General features: G+C 62.3%; 16 protein-coding genes, 1 other RNA gene and 1 pseudogene. 10 read left to right on the top strand and 8 right to left on the bottom strand.

Annotation, left to right across the window (positions count from 1 at the left end; genetic code table 11):
* Positions 1 to 24 precede the first annotated feature (24 nt).
* Positions 25 to 1,041: a LacI family DNA-binding transcriptional regulator gene (locus MM194_RS13190; RefSeq protein WP_241343786.1), complete on the bottom strand. Its 1,017-nt coding sequence runs from the start codon at positions 1,039 to 1,041 to the stop codon at positions 25 to 27.
* 720 nt (positions 1,042 to 1,761) lie between these two features.
* Between MM194_RS13190 and emrD the strand changes: the two genes are divergently transcribed.
* The gene (emrD, locus tag MM194_RS13185) at positions 1,762 to 2,961 is read left to right on the top strand and encodes a multidrug efflux MFS transporter EmrD (RefSeq protein WP_241343785.1); all 1,200 of its coding nucleotides are present in this window, start codon (positions 1,762 to 1,764) and stop codon (positions 2,959 to 2,961) included.
* A gap of 216 nt (positions 2,962 to 3,177) precedes the next feature.
* On the opposite strand, the gene ssrS is transcribed toward emrD, so the two are convergent.
* Positions 3,178 to 3,359, bottom strand: a non-coding RNA gene (gene ssrS, locus MM194_RS13180) — 6S RNA.
* Between the two features lie 16 nt (positions 3,360 to 3,375).
* Positions 3,376 to 3,708 (bottom strand): cell division protein ZapA, encoded by a 333-nt coding sequence (gene zapA, locus MM194_RS13175; protein ID WP_033129067.1) that lies wholly within the window; start codon positions 3,706 to 3,708, stop codon positions 3,376 to 3,378.
* Between the two features lie 173 nt (positions 3,709 to 3,881).
* Here zapA and MM194_RS13170 point away from each other — a divergent pair, with 173 nt between their 5' ends.
* From MM194_RS13170 to MM194_RS13135, 8 genes are all read left to right on the top strand, one after another.
* A complete protein-coding gene (locus MM194_RS13170) occupies positions 3,882 to 4,451 on the top strand; it encodes a UPF0149 family protein (protein WP_033129068.1) in 570 nt (189 codons plus the stop codon).
* 200 nt (positions 4,452 to 4,651) lie between these two features.
* Positions 4,652 to 5,872, top strand: coding sequence for a 2-octaprenyl-6-methoxyphenyl hydroxylase (ubiH, locus tag MM194_RS13165; protein ID WP_241343784.1), 1,221 nt, complete (start codon positions 4,652 to 4,654; stop codon positions 5,870 to 5,872).
* 87 nt (positions 5,873 to 5,959) lie between these two features.
* Positions 5,960 to 7,180, top strand: coding sequence for an FAD-dependent 2-octaprenylphenol hydroxylase (locus MM194_RS13160; RefSeq protein ID WP_033129070.1), 1,221 nt, complete (start codon positions 5,960 to 5,962; stop codon positions 7,178 to 7,180).
* Positions 7,181 to 7,587: 407 nt separating this feature from the next.
* Positions 7,588 to 8,685 (top strand): glycine cleavage system aminomethyltransferase GcvT, encoded by a 1,098-nt coding sequence (gene gcvT, locus MM194_RS13155; protein WP_033129071.1) that lies wholly within the window; start codon positions 7,588 to 7,590, stop codon positions 8,683 to 8,685.
* A gap of 78 nt (positions 8,686 to 8,763) precedes the next feature.
* Positions 8,764 to 9,153, top strand: a complete 390-nt coding sequence (gene gcvH, locus MM194_RS13150; RefSeq protein ID WP_033129072.1) for a glycine cleavage system protein GcvH — start codon at positions 8,764 to 8,766, stop codon at positions 9,151 to 9,153.
* A gap of 266 nt (positions 9,154 to 9,419) precedes the next feature.
* On the top strand, positions 9,420 to 12,296 hold the full coding sequence (gene gcvP, locus MM194_RS13145; protein ID WP_241343783.1) for an aminomethyl-transferring glycine dehydrogenase: 2,877 nt from the start codon (positions 9,420 to 9,422) through the stop codon (positions 12,294 to 12,296).
* Positions 12,297 to 12,658: 362 nt separating this feature from the next.
* Positions 12,659 to 14,353, top strand: a complete 1,695-nt coding sequence (locus MM194_RS13140; RefSeq protein WP_241343782.1) for a DUF3466 family protein — start codon at positions 12,659 to 12,661, stop codon at positions 14,351 to 14,353.
* A 36-nt stretch (positions 14,354 to 14,389) separates the two neighbouring features.
* Positions 14,390 to 14,932 carry an EF-hand domain-containing protein gene (locus MM194_RS13135; RefSeq protein WP_238566366.1) on the top strand — a complete coding sequence of 181 codons (543 nt, stop codon included), beginning with the start codon at positions 14,390 to 14,392 and terminating at the stop codon, positions 14,930 to 14,932.
* 166 nt (positions 14,933 to 15,098) lie between these two features.
* On the opposite strand, the gene MM194_RS13130 is transcribed toward MM194_RS13135, so the two are convergent.
* Positions 15,099 to 15,380, bottom strand: coding sequence for a VOC family protein (locus tag MM194_RS13130; RefSeq protein WP_241343781.1), 282 nt, complete (start codon positions 15,378 to 15,380; stop codon positions 15,099 to 15,101).
* Between the two features lie 84 nt (positions 15,381 to 15,464).
* Positions 15,465 to 15,713: pseudogene (locus MM194_RS13125) on the bottom strand (3-methyl-2-oxobutanoate hydroxymethyltransferase).
* Positions 15,714 to 15,778: 65 nt separating this feature from the next.
* Between MM194_RS13125 and MM194_RS13120 the strand changes: the two are divergent.
* Positions 15,779 to 16,054, top strand: a complete 276-nt coding sequence (locus MM194_RS13120) for an Lrp/AsnC ligand binding domain-containing protein (RefSeq protein ID WP_241343780.1) — start codon at positions 15,779 to 15,781, stop codon at positions 16,052 to 16,054.
* A gap of 213 nt (positions 16,055 to 16,267) precedes the next feature.
* Here MM194_RS13120 and MM194_RS13115 read toward each other — a convergent pair whose 3' ends face one another.
* The 3 genes from MM194_RS13115 to MM194_RS13105 form a co-directional block, all read right to left on the bottom strand.
* Positions 16,268 to 16,753 (bottom strand): VOC family protein, encoded by a 486-nt coding sequence (locus tag MM194_RS13115; RefSeq protein ID WP_241343779.1) that lies wholly within the window; start codon positions 16,751 to 16,753, stop codon positions 16,268 to 16,270.
* A 63-nt stretch (positions 16,754 to 16,816) separates the two neighbouring features.
* Positions 16,817 to 17,485, bottom strand: a complete 669-nt coding sequence (locus MM194_RS13110; protein WP_241343778.1) for a dihydrofolate reductase family protein — start codon at positions 17,483 to 17,485, stop codon at positions 16,817 to 16,819.
* 92 nt (positions 17,486 to 17,577) lie between these two features.
* Entirely contained in the window at positions 17,578 to 17,784 is a 207-nt protein-coding gene (locus tag MM194_RS13105; protein WP_241343777.1) for a hypothetical protein, read from the bottom strand.
* Positions 17,785 to 18,119 lie beyond the last annotated feature (335 nt).

The following is an 18,119-nucleotide window of genomic DNA, read 5'->3' as shown; positions in this document are numbered from 1 at the left end:
GCTGGCAAAGGGGGGTGAGCGGCATCAGACGCTCCCTCTGCTGACGAGCCGATGGGGGAGCAGGCGGCCGATCAGCGGGGTGTCGGGGGCGTTCAAGCGCTGCAGCAGCAGACGGGTCGCCTCGGCACCGAGCTCGTCCATGGGTTGCGCCATGGTGGTGAGCGGTGGATTGAGCTGGGCGGCCATGGGTATGTCATCGAAGCCCATGATGGCGATGTCGTCCGGGATGCGCAGGCCCGCCTCTTGCAAGCTGTGCATCAGGCCGATGGCCAGGGCATCGGCGACGGCGAAGATGGCGGTCGGGCGGTGCGGGCAACGGAGCAGTTGCTTTGCCGCCTCGGCCCCGGCCAGGAAGCTGAAGCTGGTGACCCGGATGTTCCACTCCTCCGCCAGGAGCAGTCCGGCCTCTGCCAGGGCCTGGCGCACCCCGGCCTCACGCTGGCGGGCGTAGAGGTAGGCGGGATCTGCGCCTATCAGCGCGATGCGGCGATGGCCCCGGCTCAGCAGATAGCGGATCGCTTCCGCCGCCGCCGCCTGGTTATCTATGCCCACGTAGGGAACCGGCATAGCGGGGTCAAACTCACAGCAGGCGACCCAGGGCAGCGCGTTGATCTCCTGGCTCAGCCCCTGCTGGATGGAGTCGGGATCCAGACAGATGGCACCGTCGGCTCTGTGGGTACGCAACAGCTCGAAGGCCGAGCGCTCCCGCCCCGGATCGGCGCCGGTGTCGCACAGCAGCACGAAGTAGCCGTGCTGGCGGGCCACCCGGTCTATGCCGCGCACGACCTCGATATAGAAGGGATTGGTGAGGTCGGGCACCATGATGAGCAGCAGCCAGCTCTTGGCGGTGCGCAGGCTGGTGGCCAGATGATTGACTCTGTAGCCGAGCGCGTGGACGGCCTGGTCGACCTTGGCCCGGGTCTTGGCGGTGACACCCTCCTGCTGATTGAGCACCCGGGAGACGGTGGCGACCGACACCCCGGCCTGCTCCGCCACGGCGGCCATGGAGACGGGATTGATGGGGGAGGGGGCTCGGCTCATTCAGCGACCTGTGGGTGAAATGTAATCGATTACATTTTTAGGTTAGGCCAGCCGGGTTCGCAAGGTGACAGCAACAAAAAAATAACAATATGATATCTCGTTGATTCTATTGGCCTGTTGAAGGCCGCATGGTAGTGAGAGGTGGCGTTATTTGCCGACGACACTGTCTTCAGGCTGACTTCTTGCTTGCACAGATGATGGACAGATTGCCCTTGAACGGGTGCAAGAGGCGGTGCCCTTGCCGGTGAGCCTGTTGAGGCGCTGGCCGACCAGATGGTGACGTGTTGCCCTGAACCTGGGAGAGCAGGGCCGGATCTCTACGGTGCACAAGCGGAGGCGTTGGCCGATAAAAAAAGGGGGTCTTGCCTGGATCTGGTCGAGAAATGGCGGGCCTTGGGCGATGGAAGAGGGATAGCCTTTGCTCTACCGGTCCCATCAGCGGGATCAGGCAGGGGAGTGACTGGCAATAACCACCTGATTCTCATCCGAAACGAGGCAGTTTTTTCGTCACATTAGAAAAACTTGGGAAAGCAGATTATAAAGATTCGTTCGTTTTTTGTGACATGAATCACTAATATTACCGCAGCCAAGAGAGCGTCCTGCTTTCGGCTGGTGCGGGTCCTCCGCCTTGTTTTTACCCTTCAGTGACCCTTGTTTGGATCCCCTGCAGACATCTGCCAGGGGCGTGGCAGCTTTTTGATGATTTGCGGGACAACAGCTATGACTCGGCACAGTTTCTATCCTCTGTTTTTTCTGACCATCCTGATGGTCGCCGTGGGCCAGATGACCCAAACCCTGTATGTGCCCTCCATTCCCATGATGGCGGGGGACTTCAACGTGGCCTCCGGCCAGTTGCAGGCGGTGATGGCCTGTTACCTCATTCCCTACGGGCTCTCCCAGTTCGTCTATGGCCCGCTGTCGGACAGGATTGGCCGTCGTCCGGTGCTGCTCATCGGCATGATGGTGTTCCTGGTCGGGACCCTGACCATCCAGCTGATCCCGCACTTCAGCGCCCTGCTGGCCGGCAGCTTCATCCAGGGGCTGGGTACCGGGGCCGGTGGCGCCATGAGCCGGACCGTGATGCGGGATCGCTACAACGGCGCCGAGCTGAACCGGGCCAACAGCCTGGTGAGCATGGGGGTGATCTTCTCCCCGCTGCTGGCCCCGGTGCTGGGTGGCTGGTTGACCGAGCTGTTTAACTGGCGCGCCGGTTACTGGTTCCTGTTCGGCTTCGGCGCCCTGACCACCCTGGCGCTGCTGGCCTGGTTTGGCGAGACCCTGCCCGAGGCCGCGCGTCAGCAGCCGCTGCGGGTCGGTGCCGCCTATCGCCACGTGCTCGGTAACCCGCGTTTTCAGGGCAACCTGCTGTGCCTGATGGCGACCTTCGCGGGGCTCGCCGTGTTCGAGGCGGCGGCCGGGGTGCTGCTCGGCGATGTGCTCAAACTCAGCGCCCGCACCGTCAGCGTCCTGTTCGTGCTGCCGCTGCCCGGCTACCTGTTCGGTGCCTGGCTCTCGGCCCGCCTGAGTTTTCGCCTGAGTCAGGGCAAGCTGATGCGCCTTGGCATCGCCTTCCTGGCTCTGGGCTCCCTCATCATACTGGTGCCCGGTCTGTTCGGGCTGGTGAGTGCGGCATCCCTGGTGGGCGGTGCGGCGGTCTACTTCATCGGTAGCGGCATCCTCTATCCGACCGCCACCTCCTGTGCCATCGAGCCCTTTCCGGGTCAGGCGGGCACCGCGGGTGCCATCCTCGGCGGCATGCAGAACCTGGGGGCCGGTGTGGTCACCCTGTTGGCGGCCAGCTTCCCGATGCAGGGCCAGCTGACCCTGGGCGCCATCATGACGGTGATGGTGGTGTTGGTGGCCATGAGCTTCGCCTGGCTGCGCCACCACGGCTCGCCCCACGAGCAGATGGCCGTCTGACGCGTCCGGCAAGAGAGAAAAGCCCGCCACCCTGGCGGGCTTTTTCATATCTGTCGATGAGCCGAGAGTGTGGAAGAGAGGGGGAGCTGCATAAGAGGAAACACTGCCTGGATGCGCGTTGACAGTGGTAGCTGACTAACAGAGTGAGAAGGGGCAGTGGCATCCACCACCCATGCAAAGAAAAAGCCCGTCAGATGCTGACGGGCTTTTTGCTGTTGGTACCCCGGAATGCCGTTGCCGGTTTGGGCCCTTGAACCGTGAGTTCAAGGCGGAAATCTAAACTGGCCGCAGGCTTCTCGGTCGGGCCGAGCATGCGCAATAGTCAGAAGATAGATCTCCTGTTGGGTATGATTATCGGCTCGGGGACTTGAACCGGCTGACAAACATCCCAGGGAATTTTAAAACTCGGTGCGCTTAGGGCTTGGGGCCCTCTTCGCCGGAATCGCCATATTGTCCGTGCTCGATCAGTGCCGCTTCTATGGTGCGCTGCAGCATCTTGATCCGCTTGTCCATGGTCTCAGAGTATTGATGGTTTTTCTCTTTTTCAAGGCAGAGCTCATGACAGAAATTGAGCGCCGCCATGACGGCAAGCTGTTCGTTGCTGGAGACCTTGGAGCGTTGACGCAACTCGATGAGCTTGTCGGTCAGCTGGTCGGCGGCCTGGCGCAGGGCGTCCTGTTGTCCCAGGGGACAGGATACCTTGTAGGGACGTCCCAGAATGACGATTTCTACGGCCTCTATGCTCATGCCTTCCTCAATACGGCGGGGCTGATTTCCGCCTTTATCCACGTGGACAACTGGGCGGGACTATATAGCGCAGATGCAGAAGTTTCAAGGCCTTGCTGGCTCTGGAAGGGGGAGAATGCTAGGATCCTGACCATAAATTTTGCATATTTGCCTGAACTTTGAGCGGATCTTAGATGAGCAAAACAAACCCCCTGAAATACGCGGCCGTGGCCGACCTGATGGAGCGACATGAGCTGATGGCAACGGCTGTCGAGGCCCATGGCGTGATCTGCGGCCTGGTCTGCGGTGGTGTGGTACTGGACGACAAGAGCTGGCTGCCTCCCTTCAACGATCTGGTCAACGACGGTTTCGGCCTGCCGGCACCGGTGCGCCAGGTGATGACCGATCTCTATCAGGGCGTCATCGAAGGTCTGATGGCGCAAAAGGGCGTCGAACTGATGCTGCCCAGCGATGAGGCGCCGCTCGATGAGCGTATCGACGCCCTTGTTGACTGGTCCCAGGCCTTCCTCGCCGGCTTTGGCGTGGTGCAGCAGGAGCTGTCCAGGGCCTCGGAAGAGCTGCAGGAGATGATCCAGGACATCGCCAGCATCACCCAGGTCTCCGCCGAGTTCGATCAGGAGGATGACGAGAACGAGGCCTCCTTCCTGGTGCTCTACGAACACGTGCGGCTCGGGGTCATGATGGCCTTCGAGGAGTTTGGCAAGCGTCCCGATGCCCCGATCGCGCCGCCGACCCTGCACTGATCCCCGCAAGCGGGAGACTGTCAGTTCCTATTAAAGAGAGCGCCCCGGTGGCGCTCTCTTGCATCGAGGGCAATGAGCGCCGGCGGATGATGGGCCGGCTGGCGGAGGGCTCCAATCGGTTTTTGCCCGTGGGGTCGCATCCCGGTGAGCGGCTTTGTGGTAGCATCTCTCCCATGTTTTCAGCTTCTTCCCCTCATCTCATGTCTCAATCCTCTCTGGTTCACGTCGATGTGGCTATCGTCGGCGGTGGTATGAGTGGCGCCGTGCTTGCGCTCTCCCTCGCGGCCCTGCGCGGGCCGAGCGGTGCGCCCCTGCAGATCCTGCTGCTGGAGGCGAGCGCCCCGGAACTCAATGCTCATCCCGGCTTCGATGCCCGCGCCATCGCCCTCTCGGCGGGCACCTGCGAGGCTCTGGCCCGCCACGGTCTCTGGTCTCGCTTCGCCCCCCACTGTGCCCCCATCACCGACATCCACGTCTCGGATCGGGGCCATCTTGGCCAGGCTCGCCTGTCGGCGGCGGAATATGGCCTGCCTGCGCTGGGTCAGGTGATCGAGCTGTCGGCGGCGGGCCTTGAGCTGCAGCAGGGGATCGCCGCCTGCCCGCAGATCCAGCTGCGCTGCCCTGCCCAGCTGTCGACGATCGCACCGCTGGAGGAGGGGGTACAGCTGACCCTGGCCAGCGGTGAGCGCTACCAGACCCGGTTGCTGGTGGCGGCCGATGGGGGTAACTCCTTCGTGCGTCAGCACTTCAAGATGCCGGTCAGCCGCCACGACTACGAGCAGAGCGCCATCATCGCCACGGTCAAGACGGCCAAGGCGCCGGATGGCCGGGCGTTCGAGCGCTTCACCGAGGGCGGCCCCCTGGCCATGCTGCCGATGCAGGATGGACTCTCGTCCCTGGTGTGGAGCGTCCGGCGAGATCAGGCAGACGAGCTGATGGCGCTGGATGACGCCGCCTTCCTCGTTCGCCTGCAGCAGGCCTTCGGCTGGCGACTCGGGCGCTTCGAGCGTACCGGTGCACGCTATCGCTATCCGCTGGTGCTGACCGCCGCCGACTACCCCCTGGCCCAGCGCACCGTGCTGGTGGGTAACGCCGCCCACCTGCTGCACCCCATCGCCGGGCAGGGCTTCAACCTCGGCATGCGCGATCTCGACCTGCTCACTCAGGCGGTCTCTCGGGCACTCACGGCGGGGGAGGATATCGGCAGCTTCGAGGTGCTCAGCAGTTACTGGCGCCAGCGCCGGGACGATCAGGACCACACCATCTGGCTGACCTCTGCTCTTGCCCAGCTCTTCTCCAACGGCCACGGCCCCCTGGTGGCGGGTCGCAACCTGGCGCTCTCCCTGATGGGGCGATTTGCCTGTCTCAAGGGGCCGCTGGCGGCCCAGACCCTGGGTTTCGTCAGCCAGACCACGAGATGAGAGTAGAGCAGCCAATGGGCAGGCTCCCCTGCTAACCGATTGATGATGCCGGTGGCCAAGGCGGCCGGCCAGCGAAGGAACTAAAGAATGCAAATGCAGACGGTGGATCTGGTGATAGTAGGGGGCGGCATGGTGGGTCTCGGGCTCGCCGCCGCCCTTAAAAACAGTGCGCTGAGCGTGGCCGTGGTGGAGGGACAGTTGCCCGAGCCCGTGCTCGGGGAGGCGCCGGACAACCGAGTCAGTGCCCTGAGCCTCGCCAGCCAGCACATATTGCAGGGGGTCGGTGCCTGGGCCGGGGTCGAAGGGCGACGCCTGCAGCCCTACGACAAGATGGCGGTGTGGGAGCAAGACAGCTTCGGCCACATCGATTTCGACGCCGCCAGCCTGCGCCAGAGCGCCCTTGGCCATATCGTCGAGAATCGGGTCATCCAGCTGGCGCTGCTCGATGCTCTGAAAGGAGCAAACAATATCCAGCTGCTCACCCCGGCGCGGGCCCGGAGCCTGCAATGCGGCGAGGCGGGAGCCGTCTTGCTGCTGGAGGATGGTCGCGCCCTCTCGGCCAAACTGGTGGTGGCCGCCGACGGTGCCCACTCCTGGGTGCGCCGTCAGGCGGACATCCCGCTCACCAGCTGGGACTACGGCCATCACGCCCTGGTGGCGACGGTGCGCACCGGCGAGCCCCACGAAGGAGTGGCGCGCCAGATCTTCACCCCCGAGGGTCCGCTCGCCTTCCTGCCCCTGTGGGATCCCAACCTCTGCTCTATCGTTTGGTCGGTGCCCGCGGCGCGGGCCGAGGCGCTGTGCGCCTGCGATGACGAAGGCTTCAACCGTCGGCTCACCGCGGCGTTCGACGCCCGGCTCGGGCTGTGCAAGGTGGAAGGGGCGCGCAGCGCCATCCCGCTCACCGCCCGCTATGCCCGCGACTTTGCCCGCGAGCGGCTGGTGCTGGTGGGAGATGCGGCTCACACCATACACCCGCTGGCGGGGCAGGGGGTGAACCTCGGTCTGCTGGATGCGGCGGCCCTGGCCGAGCAACTGCTCAAGAGCCAGCGCACCGGCGCCGACATCGGTCTGCTCGCGAACCTGCGCGGTTACGAGCGCTGGCGCAAGAGCGAGGCGGCCCGCATGCTGGCGGCGATGGAGGGGCTCAAGCGGCTGTTCGGTGGCAGCAACCCGCTCAAGAAGCTGGTGCGCGGGGTGGGGCTGCGGGCTTTCGATGCCCTGACGCCGCTCAAAACCCAGGTGATCCGGGCCGCCATGGGGCTGGATGGCGAGCTGCCGGCCCTGGCCAAGGGTGAGAAAATCTAATTCTACTCGTGGTTTTTCACAATAAAACTAATCTGATGAGGCGAAATGCCCCTCCGAGGCACTAGCCTTTAATGTTGGCGCGAGGCGAAACGTTTTTCTTTAAATTGTGACGAAACGGTGAAAATCAACATTAAATCCCGGAAAAGCCGGTCATCCACTGTTTTTATCACTGTTTTTGCCTTAGTGTCTGGTGTCAGTTTAACAGGAGGGGATTAGTTTTTTTTGAGCGGTAGCATAGCGCTCTTGTCATATAATCCGCTCCGTTCAAGGAATCACTCTTGCCCGGCAAGGGCAGGAACGAGCACAGACCTTGTGATCCTGTCTCTCTTCCCGAGAGGTAAGCGAGAAGGATGGGTCGCAGGTGTTGTCGCTAACGCTTTAGGGCTCTTTGCTAAGGAAAGAATGTGATGATCCAGACTACTGTACTGCATCCCAAGCACCTGGAAGCCGGCGCCAAGATGGTGGACTTCCACGGGTGGGAGATGCCCATCAATTACGGCTCCCAGCTCGAAGAGCACCACAGCGTGCGCAGCGATGCGGGCATGTTCGATGTCTCCCACATGACCATCGTCGACTTGACCGGCGAGCGCGTCAAAGCCTTCCTGCAACACCTGCTGGCCAACGACGTGGCCAAGCTCACCGTCCCCGGCAAGGCCCTCTACAGCGGCATGCTCAACCCGGAAGGCGGCGTCATCGATGACCTCATCACCTATTATCTCGGCGATACCTTCTACCGCCTGGTGGTGAACTCCGCCACCCGCGAGAAAGATCTGGCCTGGATCCGTCACCACGCCATCGACTTTGCCGTGAGCGTCACCGAGCGCCCCGAGCTCGCCATGATCGCGGTGCAGGGCCCGCAGGCCAAGGCCAAGGCAGCCAAGGTGTTCAGCGCCGAGCAAAACGCGGCCGTCACCGGCATGAAGCCCTTCTTCGGCGTGCAGGCGGGGGATCTGTTCATCGCCACTACCGGCTACACCGGCGAAGACGGATACGAAATAGTGGTGCCAGAGCCCCAAGCCTGTGCCCTCTGGCAGGCGCTGCTGGACAACGGCGTGGCCCCCTGTGGCCTGGGTGCCCGCGACACCCTGCGCCTGGAAGCCGGCATGAACCTCTACGGTCAGGACATGGATGAGTCGGTTTCTCCGCTCGCCGCCAACATGGCCTGGACCCTGGCCTGGGAGCCCGCCGATCGCCAGTTCATCGGCCGCGCCGCGCTGGAGGCCCAGAAGGCCGCCGGTACTAGCCCTAAGCTGGTTGGTCTGGTGATGGAAGAGAAAGGGGTGCTGCGTGCCGGCATGCCGATCACCTTCACCAGCGCCAGCGGCGAGCCGCGCGAAGGGGTGATCACCTCCGGCTCCTTCTCGCCGACCCTGGGCTACAGCATCGCCCTGGCGCGGGTGCCCCGTGACATCGGCAGCGAGGCTCAGGTCGAGATCCGCAAGAAGCTGGTCACCGTGAAGGTCACCAAGCCGGCCTTCGTGCGTAACGGCCAGCCACTGGTGTAACAATCTATTGCGGCGCAGGGAGTCACCCTTCGCCGATTCTTTTTGTCGAAGCGATTCAAGAGCATAAAGGAAGCACAAATGAGCCATATCCCGAGCGAACTGAAATATGCCACCTCCCATGAGTGGGTCCGTGTTGAAGCCAACGGTGAGGCCGTGGTCGGTATCACCGAGCACGCCCAGGACTTGCTGGGAGACATGGTGTTTGTCGATCTGCCGGAAGTGGGCAAGCAAATCGGTGCCGGTGAAGACTGCGCCGTGGCCGAGTCGGTGAAAGCCGCCTCCGACATCTATAGCCCGGTGAGCGGCGAAATCATCGCCATCAACGAAGAGCTGGAAGGCAGCCCCGAGCTGGTCAACTCCGACCCCTACGGCGCCGGCTGGCTGTTCCGCATCAAGCTGGACGACGCCGGCGAGCTCGCCAACCTGCTGGATGCCGATGGCTACCAGAACGTGGTGGACGAAGCGTAATCCTGTTGGGCCCTGCAATCTTTGCAGGGCCTTTTTGTATGGCCGCCAGCGACATGACGTCGTGTGGCGGTCGGGTGAAGTCGCCCGCGCCAGCCCGTCCGATCCCGTTGGATGAGACGGGCAGGCCGCCAGAACCGCGACCCCCACGGATGCGCCAGGCGCATCCCGTGTCCGCACATGGTGCCAGCGACACATAGAACATGAGTGGAGTCGGCGCCGCCGGCTCGGGAATATCTATCAGGACTTAATTTAGCAGGAATAGGGAAATGACCCAGTCACTGTTTGAACTCGAACAAAAAACCGATTTCATCCGCCGCCACATAGGCCCGGGTGAGGAAGAGCTGCGTGCCCTGCTGGCGGAAGTCGGCGCCGAGAGCCTGGACGATCTCATCGATCAGACGGTGCCCGCCGCCATCCGCCGCCCCGGCCCCCTCGGCATCGGCGCCCCCATGACCGAGGTCGAGGCGCTGGCCAAGCTCAGGGGCTACGCCGCCCAGAACCGGATCGCCAAGAGTTACATCGGCATGGGTTATCACGACACCCACGTGCCCCACGTCATCTTGCGCAACGTGCTGGAAAACCCGGGCTGGTACACTGCCTACACCCCCTATCAGCCCGAGCTGGCCCAGGGCCGTCTCGAGGCGCTGCTCAACTTCCAGCAGCTCACCCTGGATCTCACGGGTATGGACTTGGCCAGCGCCTCCCTGCTGGATGAGGCCACCGCCGCTGCCGAAGCCATGGCGCTCGCGAAACGCATGGCCAAGTCCAAGTCCAACCTCTTCTTCGTGGCCGACGACGTGCACCCCCAGGTGATCGACGTGGTCAAGGAGCGCGCTGTGCACTTCGGTTTCGAGGTCGCCGTCGGTCCCGCCTCCGAGGCGGTGAGCGAGGAGGTGTTCGGTGCCATGTTCCAGTACCCCGGCACCACCGGCAATGTGACCGATCTGCGCGCCTTGATCGCCGCGGTCCAGGCCCAGAAGGGGCTGGCCTGCGTCGGTACCGACATGCTCTCCCTGCTGCTGCTCAAATCCCCGGGTGAGCTGGGGGCCGACGTGGTGTTCGGCTCCGCCCAGCGCTTCGGCGTGCCCATGGGCTACGGTGGCCCGCACGCCGCCTTCTTCGCCACCCGCGACGCCTACAAGCGCTCCATGCCGGGCCGCATCATCGGTGTCTCCAGGGATGCCCGTGGCAAATCTGCGCTGCGCATGGCGATGCAGACCCGTGAACAGCATATCCGTCGCGAGAAGGCGAACTCCAACATCTGTACCGCTCAGGTGCTGCTGGCCAACATGGCGAGCTTCTACGCCGTCTACCACGGCCCGGTGGGGCTGAAAACCATCGCCTCCCGCGTGCACCGTCTGACCAGCATCCTGGCGCTGGGGCTCAAGACCAAGGGGCTGAGCCTCAAGCACGACAGCTGGTTCGATACCCTCACCGTGTTGACCGCGGGCAAATCCGAGCTGATCGCCAAGGCCGAAGGGCTGGGCATCAACCTGCGTGCCGATCTGGATGGCGCTGTGGGCGTGTCCCTGTCCGAAACCACCACCCGCGAGGACGTGGCCGAGCTGTTTGATCTCTTCCTCGGCCTGGGTCATGGCCTGGATGTCGCCGCTCTGGATGCCAAGGCACAGGCGCACCACGCCATCGCGCCGGATCTGCTGCGTACCGACGCCGTGCTGACCCACGAGGTGTTCAACAAGTACCACTCCGAGACCGAGATGTTGCGCTACATCCACCGTCTCGAGGCGAAAGATCTGGCGCTGAACTACGCCATGATTTCGCTCGGCTCCTGCACCATGAAGCTCAACGCCACCGCCGAGATGATCCCGGTGACCTGGCCCGAGTTTGGCAAGTTGCACCCCTTCGCGCCGCTGGCCCAGACCCAGGGTTACCAGCTGCTGCTGGCAGATCTGGAAGACTGGCTGGTGAAGGTGACAGGTTATGACGCCGTCTGCATGCAGCCGAACTCCGGCGCTCAGGGCGAATACGCCGGTCTGCTTGCCATCAAGAAGTATCACGAGTCCCGCGGCGAGGGGCATCGCGATGTCTGTCTCATCCCGGCATCGGCCCACGGTACCAACCCGGCCTCCGCCCAGATGGCGGGCCTCAAGGTCATCGTCACCGCCTGCGACAAGTTCGGTAACGTGGATCTCGACGATCTGCGCGCCAAGGCCGCCGAGGTGGGGGATCAGCTCTCCTGCCTGATGGTGACCTACCCCTCCACCCACGGGGTGTACGAGGAGACCATCAAGGAGGTGTGCGACATCGTTCACCAGCACGGTGGTCAGGTGTACCTGGATGGCGCCAACATGAACGCGCAAGTAGGTTTGACGGCGCCAGGCTTTATCGGCGCGGACGTGTCGCACCTCAACCTGCACAAGACCTTCGCCATTCCCCATGGCGGTGGCGGCCCGGGCATGGGCCCCATCGGCGTCAAGCAGCATCTGGCGCCGTTCGTGGCCGGTCATGCCGTGGTGAAGACCGACAAGGAGAGCCGCAACAACGGCGCCGTCTCTGCGGCACCGTTCGGTTCGGCCAGCATACTGCCCATCAGCTGGATGTACATCGCCATGCTGGGTGACGAGGGGCTGAAAAAATCCACCCAGGTGGCCATCCTCAACGCCAACTACCTGGCCAAGAAGCTGGGGGAATCCTTCCCCGTGCTCTACACCGGTCGCAACAACCGCGTGGCCCACGAGTGCATCCTGGACATCCGTCCGCTCAAGGAAGCCTCCGGCATCAGCGAGATGGACGTGGCCAAGCGGCTGATGGACTACGGCTTCCACGCGCCGACCATGAGCTTCCCGGTGGCGGGTACCCTGATGGTAGAGCCGACCGAATCCGAATCCAAGCGCGAGCTGGATCGCTTCGTCGAGGCCATGACCCGCATCCGCGCCGAGATTGGCAAGGTGCAGGACGGCCACTGGAGTCTGACCGACAACCCGTTGGTCAACGCACCCCACACCCAGGATGATGTGATGGACGAGCAGTGGGCACGCGGTTACAGCCGTGCCGAAGCCGTCTTCCCCTCCGACGCCGTGCGGGCCAGCAAGCTGTGGCCCTCGGTCAACCGCATCGACGATGTGTACGGGGATCGCAACCTGTTCTGCTCCTGCATCCCGACCGAGGATTACGCCAAGTAATAGCGGTGGTGATTAGGGAAAAGTAAGTTGGAAACAAGAAGGCCTTGCATCAGCAAGGCCTTTTTTGTCTGCCATGGGACGATACTGTGAGAGGTGGGGCACCCCTGGGGTGTTCGCGGCGAGGGTAGCCGACGAACTCTTGCACCAAGTCGGGTCTAGGCTCAAAAAACGGTTATGTGCTGCATATTTGACGGATATTGATAGATGAGTAATTATGCCCGCTTGGTGGTAGTGCATACGAGGCAATCCACCCCGTAGCGCACCCAAGCGACGCCGGTCAGAGCGGCCGGATAGACTGACAGATGCTGTACCCAGCAAGGAGGATTGGGAACGCATTGAACAAACAGGACGTTAGGAAGTCGATGAAAAAGCCATTATCCATGCTCGCCATCCTGGTGGCTGTCAGCCCCCTCGCGCAGGCGTCACAGTCTCCTTTCTTCACCATCGTCGATGATGAGATCCAGGGTTATGCCACCGGGATCAGCGAGGATGGCAGCCAGCTCGTCGGGATCAACACCAAAAACAATCAGGCCGACTACTTCTCCACGGTGCCCTTTGCCGACTTCCTGGTCGACCGGTTCCGGTTTGATGACAAGTGCATGCTCTCCGACAACGCCTGTGACGCCTTCTGGGGGGAGACTGAGCCCGGCTTTGCACATCAATGGCGCACCGACTTTCTGGATGACATCGATCAACGCAGCAACGTGGGAGGCGAGGGCGGTAGCGAGTCCGATGGCCTGATCACCGCACTGGGCGAAACCGCATCCACGCGGGTGGGCTACCAGATCCAAGAAAAGACCTCAGGCAAGGTGACTGGCATGAAACTGCGCACCGCCTTTGCCGTCATCGACAATGGTGCCCCCGTTTTCCTCTTCGATGAGGCCAGCGATGAGAACCATGAACCGCATAGTCTGAGCGTGGCGACCGGCATCAAGCGGCTGGATGACGATGAGCTCCTGGTGTTTGGCACCTCGGCCACGGGCCGAAACAAATCGCACTCGGTGGATGACGAGCCCTATGAATTTTGTTTCGCCGGACTCGATGACAAGGAGGAGGACGAAAACGCATTCAGGGAACTCAGCGAATACCGCTATTGCCCGGGGGTCGATACCCAGGCCAGCTTCTGGTGGCTGAAAAATGACGGCAGCCTCAAGGAGCTGCTGCTGCCCGAGCAGTATGCCTCCGGCGACAACCAGAGCGAGGCGCTGCAGACGGCTTCCGTCCTGGACGTCGCCGAGGTATTCGATGGTAGAGACTGGTTTGGTGTGGGTTACAGCACAGTCGTTACAGGAAATGAGGAGCAGGTAGCCCTGCGGGGGCGTAACCTCGCGACCTACTGGCAACTGGATCTGGAGGGGACTGGCAAGGTGCACGAGACCACCGTCATTCCGTTGCCCGCCGGGGAGCCGGGGGGCGATCTGCGCCACACCTGGGCGGTCGGCATCAATGAGAATGGTTATGTGATAGGTAACCAGCGCCAGGCAACCGCGAAGGGGGAAAATCGCCCGGTGGAGATGTTTGTCTTCAACCTGGCCACCCCCGAGGTGGCAGCCGTCGTTCCCCTGCAAGACGACCCCATCGTCGGTGCCGGCTCCGAGGCGGCGGCGATCAACGACCACGACATGGTGGTGGGTTGGCGGGATGCCCGTGGCCAGGATGACAACGTCGTCGATGGCGCTGCCAATCGCCTGCAGGAGGCCTTCCTGCTCGATGCCCCGACCGGCAATAACTGGTACATCAACGACCTTATCTGCGGATTGGACGACGATGGCGAGAAGCTGTGCCAGCAGAACGGTTTCTACTATCACATCGCCAATGCCGTCGACATCAGCAGCGATGGCACCGTCGCCGCCACGGCCTATCGCTACAGCAGCGAGAGCGATCTCAACGAACGCATCAACGAGACGGTCGTCAGCGTCAGGCTGGTGCCGGTCGAGAAAGATTACGAGGGTGACACACCCGAAGATTATGAGGTCAGCGAGGACGGTGGCGGCAGCGCGTTCTGGCTGATGTTGTTGATGCTGCCCTTCGTCTGGTGGCGCCGTTACCAGCGGTAACAGTGAACCTGACAGAGGGTGGTGTGCAGTGCTGCCATGAGTGACATCGCCCCTCATTTCTGTGCCATCGTTAGGGTCGACGGCTCAACCTTCACCCGCCGTGGGTATCAATCCGGCATCGACCGGTGTTTCTACATAAAGGGAGACTTTTCCATGTTCAAGCCTTATCTACTTCCACTCTTGCTGCTCGGTGGCATGGCTGCTGCGGCGACCCCTCCGGCGTCCGACGAGCCTATGATCAAGGGCGACATCACCAAGGCCCAGTTTATGGACAGGGCAGAGAAGCGTTTCGTCAGGCGGGACACGAATGGTGATGGCATTCTGCAGGTGGCCGAGAAGGAGGCGGCCATGGCGAAGATGCATGAGATGATGAAACAGGCGGGCAAGATCCCCTCCGACAAGATGGCCAAGATGAAACCCATGAATGACACGACCAAGGCACAATTCATGGTGCGGCAGGAGAAGATATTCAGCCATCTCGACAAGAATGGTGACGGCGTCATCAGCGAAGCAGAAAGAAGTGCGATGAAGGAAAAGATGCAGCAGCACCGGCAGGATATGGACGATCCAGCCATGTGATGGCGAGGGAGCCAAGTCTTGCTTGAGTACTGCACAGCAAGCAGGCCATGGCTTCCAACATTGGGGTCGCCAAGTCAGCGACTGGCATTATCCGCCAGCCCAACAGGCTGGTTTGTTCACCGACAATCGAGTGGGAAATCGGAGGCCCTGCATCAGCAGGGCTTTTTTATTGCGATGAACGCTTCAGCCTCGCCGCCTCTATGGCCGCGATGTCGATCTTGCTCATCTTGCTCATCTTGCTCATCTGCATCATCGCCTGAATGGGTGCCTGGCGCCTGGCTGCGGCGAGATCGGGGTCGGCAATCGCTTGGGTCAGGGCGATCGGGGTGACCTGCCATGACAAGCCCCATTTGTCACTGCACCAGCCACACTCGTTCACCTGGTCGCCGTTGTCGATGATGGCGTGCCAGTCGCGACTCGTCTCGGCCTGGGAGGGTGAATAAGCCATAAGCCCTGTGTAAAAGCCTCCGTTTTTTAGAGCTCGGTTTGTATCGGGTCTCGGTGACAAGTGGTTTCCAGCCGGTTTGTTGCGTCAGAAGCTGTGTTCGGGGTCAGGGAAGGATCCCGCCTCGACATCGGTAGCGTAGTTGCACGCCGCCTGGTGCAGCAGGGGGCGCATGTCGGCGTACTGCTTGACGAATCGTGGCAGACGCCCGGTTCGCAATTCCGCCATATCTTGCCAGACCAGCACCTAGGCATCGCAGTGGACTCCGGCGCCTATGCCTACGGTGGGGATGGCGACCGCCGCCGTGATCTTCTCGGCCACCTCGACCGGTACCATCTCTATGAGCAGGGCAAAGGCACCGGCGGCTTCGAAGGCGAGGGCGCGCCCTCGAAGAGACGGGAGTGATCAGGGGCTATCGCGCGCAGCTCGATCCCGGCAACCTCGGCCTTAACTTCTCCGCCATCGTGTTTGTCACCCTGAGGGAGGGGGATCGCCAGGCCGTCACCACTTTCGAAGAAGCCCTAGTGGCGATCCCTCAGGTCATCCAGGCGCAGCGGTTGTTTGGCGATCCCGATTACTTGCTAAACGTCATTACCCGGGATCTTCCCGCCTTCCAGCGTTTGTATGATGCGCAGTTGTCGGCCCTGCCCAGTGTCTCACCTCTACTCTCGTCATGAAGTGCGTCGTGCAAGACAGGCCTCTGCCGTTATGAAGGGGAGAGGAAACGTTCCGTGATGATGCCAGTCATCTGCCGATATGCAGGTTCATGGGCGGGCAGCTGCCAGTTGTTTAGCTTCACGCCAGTAAAAAGCCCCCGTCAATGGACGGGGGCTTTGCATTTTCGCAGAGTGCGTGGTCAGTGCATGGGGCATACAACGACGATGGAGGCCTCAGCCACGCCGCGCTGCCTCTATGGTGGCGATATCGATCTTGCTCATCTGCATCATGGCCTCGAACGCGCGCTTGGCGGCGGCGAGATCGGGGTCGGCAATCGCCTGGGTCAGGGCGAGGGGCGTGATCTGCCATGACAGGCCCCATTTGTCCTGGCACCAGCCGCACTCGCTCGCCTGGCCGCCGTTGTCGATGATGGCGTGCCAGTAGCGATCCGTCTCGGCCTGGGTCTCGGTGGCTATCTGAAACGAGAACGCCCAGCTGTGCTTGACTCCTGGTCCGCCATTGAGGCCGAGGCAGGGTATGCCCATCAGGGTGAATTCGACCGTCAGCAGATCCCCCCGTTTGCCCGACGGATAGTCTGCCGGGGCGCGACACAGTGCGCCGACGGACGAGTCGGGAAAGGTGTCGGCATAAAACCGCGCCGCCTCTTCGGCATCATGGTCGTACCAGAGGCAAATTCTGTTCTTCGCTGATTGCATCATCTCAATTTCTCCGTTGATAAACCGCCTTTCGCCGCCGTCAAGGAGCGAACACTGCGCTGCAGATCACCATCTCTCATCGGCCATCTGCTGGCGCCTTGCCAGCTCCCTCTCGCTCGGCTCGTTACCCGGGAAGGTGCCGGGCTGGATGTGGCCGTCCAGCACATAGGTGCTCATCACCACGCCGGTGTTTGATACCAAAGAGCGGACGAGCTGCAGCGCCGAGGGGCTGGCGCGCTCGCCGAACAGGCGCTTGCCTCGCCCAAGCACCAGGGGGAAGGTCCACAGGTTGTATTCGTCGATCAGGGACGCGGCCTGGAGCGTCTGGATCAGCTGGCTGCTGCCAATCGTCTGAAGATCGGGGCCGGGCTGGGACTTGAGCGCGGCGATGGCCGAGACGACATCCCCCTGCAGCAGGCTCGAATTGTGCCAATGAAGGTGCGTCAGGGTACGCGAGGCGACGTGTTTCCTGGCCGCATTGAGGGTCCTGGCGATCGGGTGTTCCGCCGACTGATAAGGCCAGTAGGCCTCGAAGATCTGATAAGTCCGGCGGCCGAGCACCAGCTCGCGATCCTTGCCGTCAAAGCCCGCGGCCGAGATGTCCATGCCGGGATCTGCATAGCCGACCATCCAGCCGCCGAGACCAAAGCCACCGGTGGGATCTTCTGCTGGTCCGCCGGGGGCCTGCATGATGCCGTCGAGGGAGACGAAGGCAGAGACGATGAGTCTTCTCATCAGGATGCTCCTGTGGTGCGAGTGGGCCTGGTGCCGGGCTCAAACCGACGGCGGCTGAGCCTGTAGTACATGAGCAAGTGCCATGCTGCCCGTTACTGGGGGGGGGTCGCCGAGGCTGCCGTCTCGGTACTGTGCATGGCGGCGCTCAGCTCCAGCTTGAATTGATCCAGCTGCGCCTTGGCCTGTTGGGCCTGCTCTGCCTGGAGCTTCCCCGTGGTGGCCGCGGTGCCGGCCAGCTCGGGGCCGCAGCCGCCGAGCAGCAGGGCGATGAGGGGCAACAGGTATCTGGATATCGACATGGGTTCTCCCGTCTGTCTCGTGGTGCCATCATCTGCGCCCTGCTCTTGTGGGGTCGCCCAAGGTTTGAGTGTAGCGGCAGCCTGACGCAGGCCACCGGTTCGGCGAGGTGTTGGTAGCGATACGCCAGGCGGATCCGAAGTGCAGGGTCTTCTTTGCCGTTCTTTGAGGCAACTTATCCAAGTCGGGGAGGGGAATTGCCCCGTCCAGGTGCCGGGGCCTGATCTGACCGAGCGTCTGTTGAAGGGGTTGTCAGCGGGTTGTTCCTGTGACCAAACCCGGATGCCCGGCAATAAAAACGCCGATCACAGGATCGGCGTCTTGTTGGTCGGCGCTG

Origin of the sequence: Aeromonas sp. MR16, from assembly GCF_022549315.1 — a bacterium.
Classification (GTDB): Bacteria; Pseudomonadota; Gammaproteobacteria; order Enterobacterales; family Aeromonadaceae; genus Aeromonas; species Aeromonas aquatica.
Note: the sequence above shows the minus strand (reverse complement) of the source record. Positions and strands in the feature narration are given on the sequence as shown.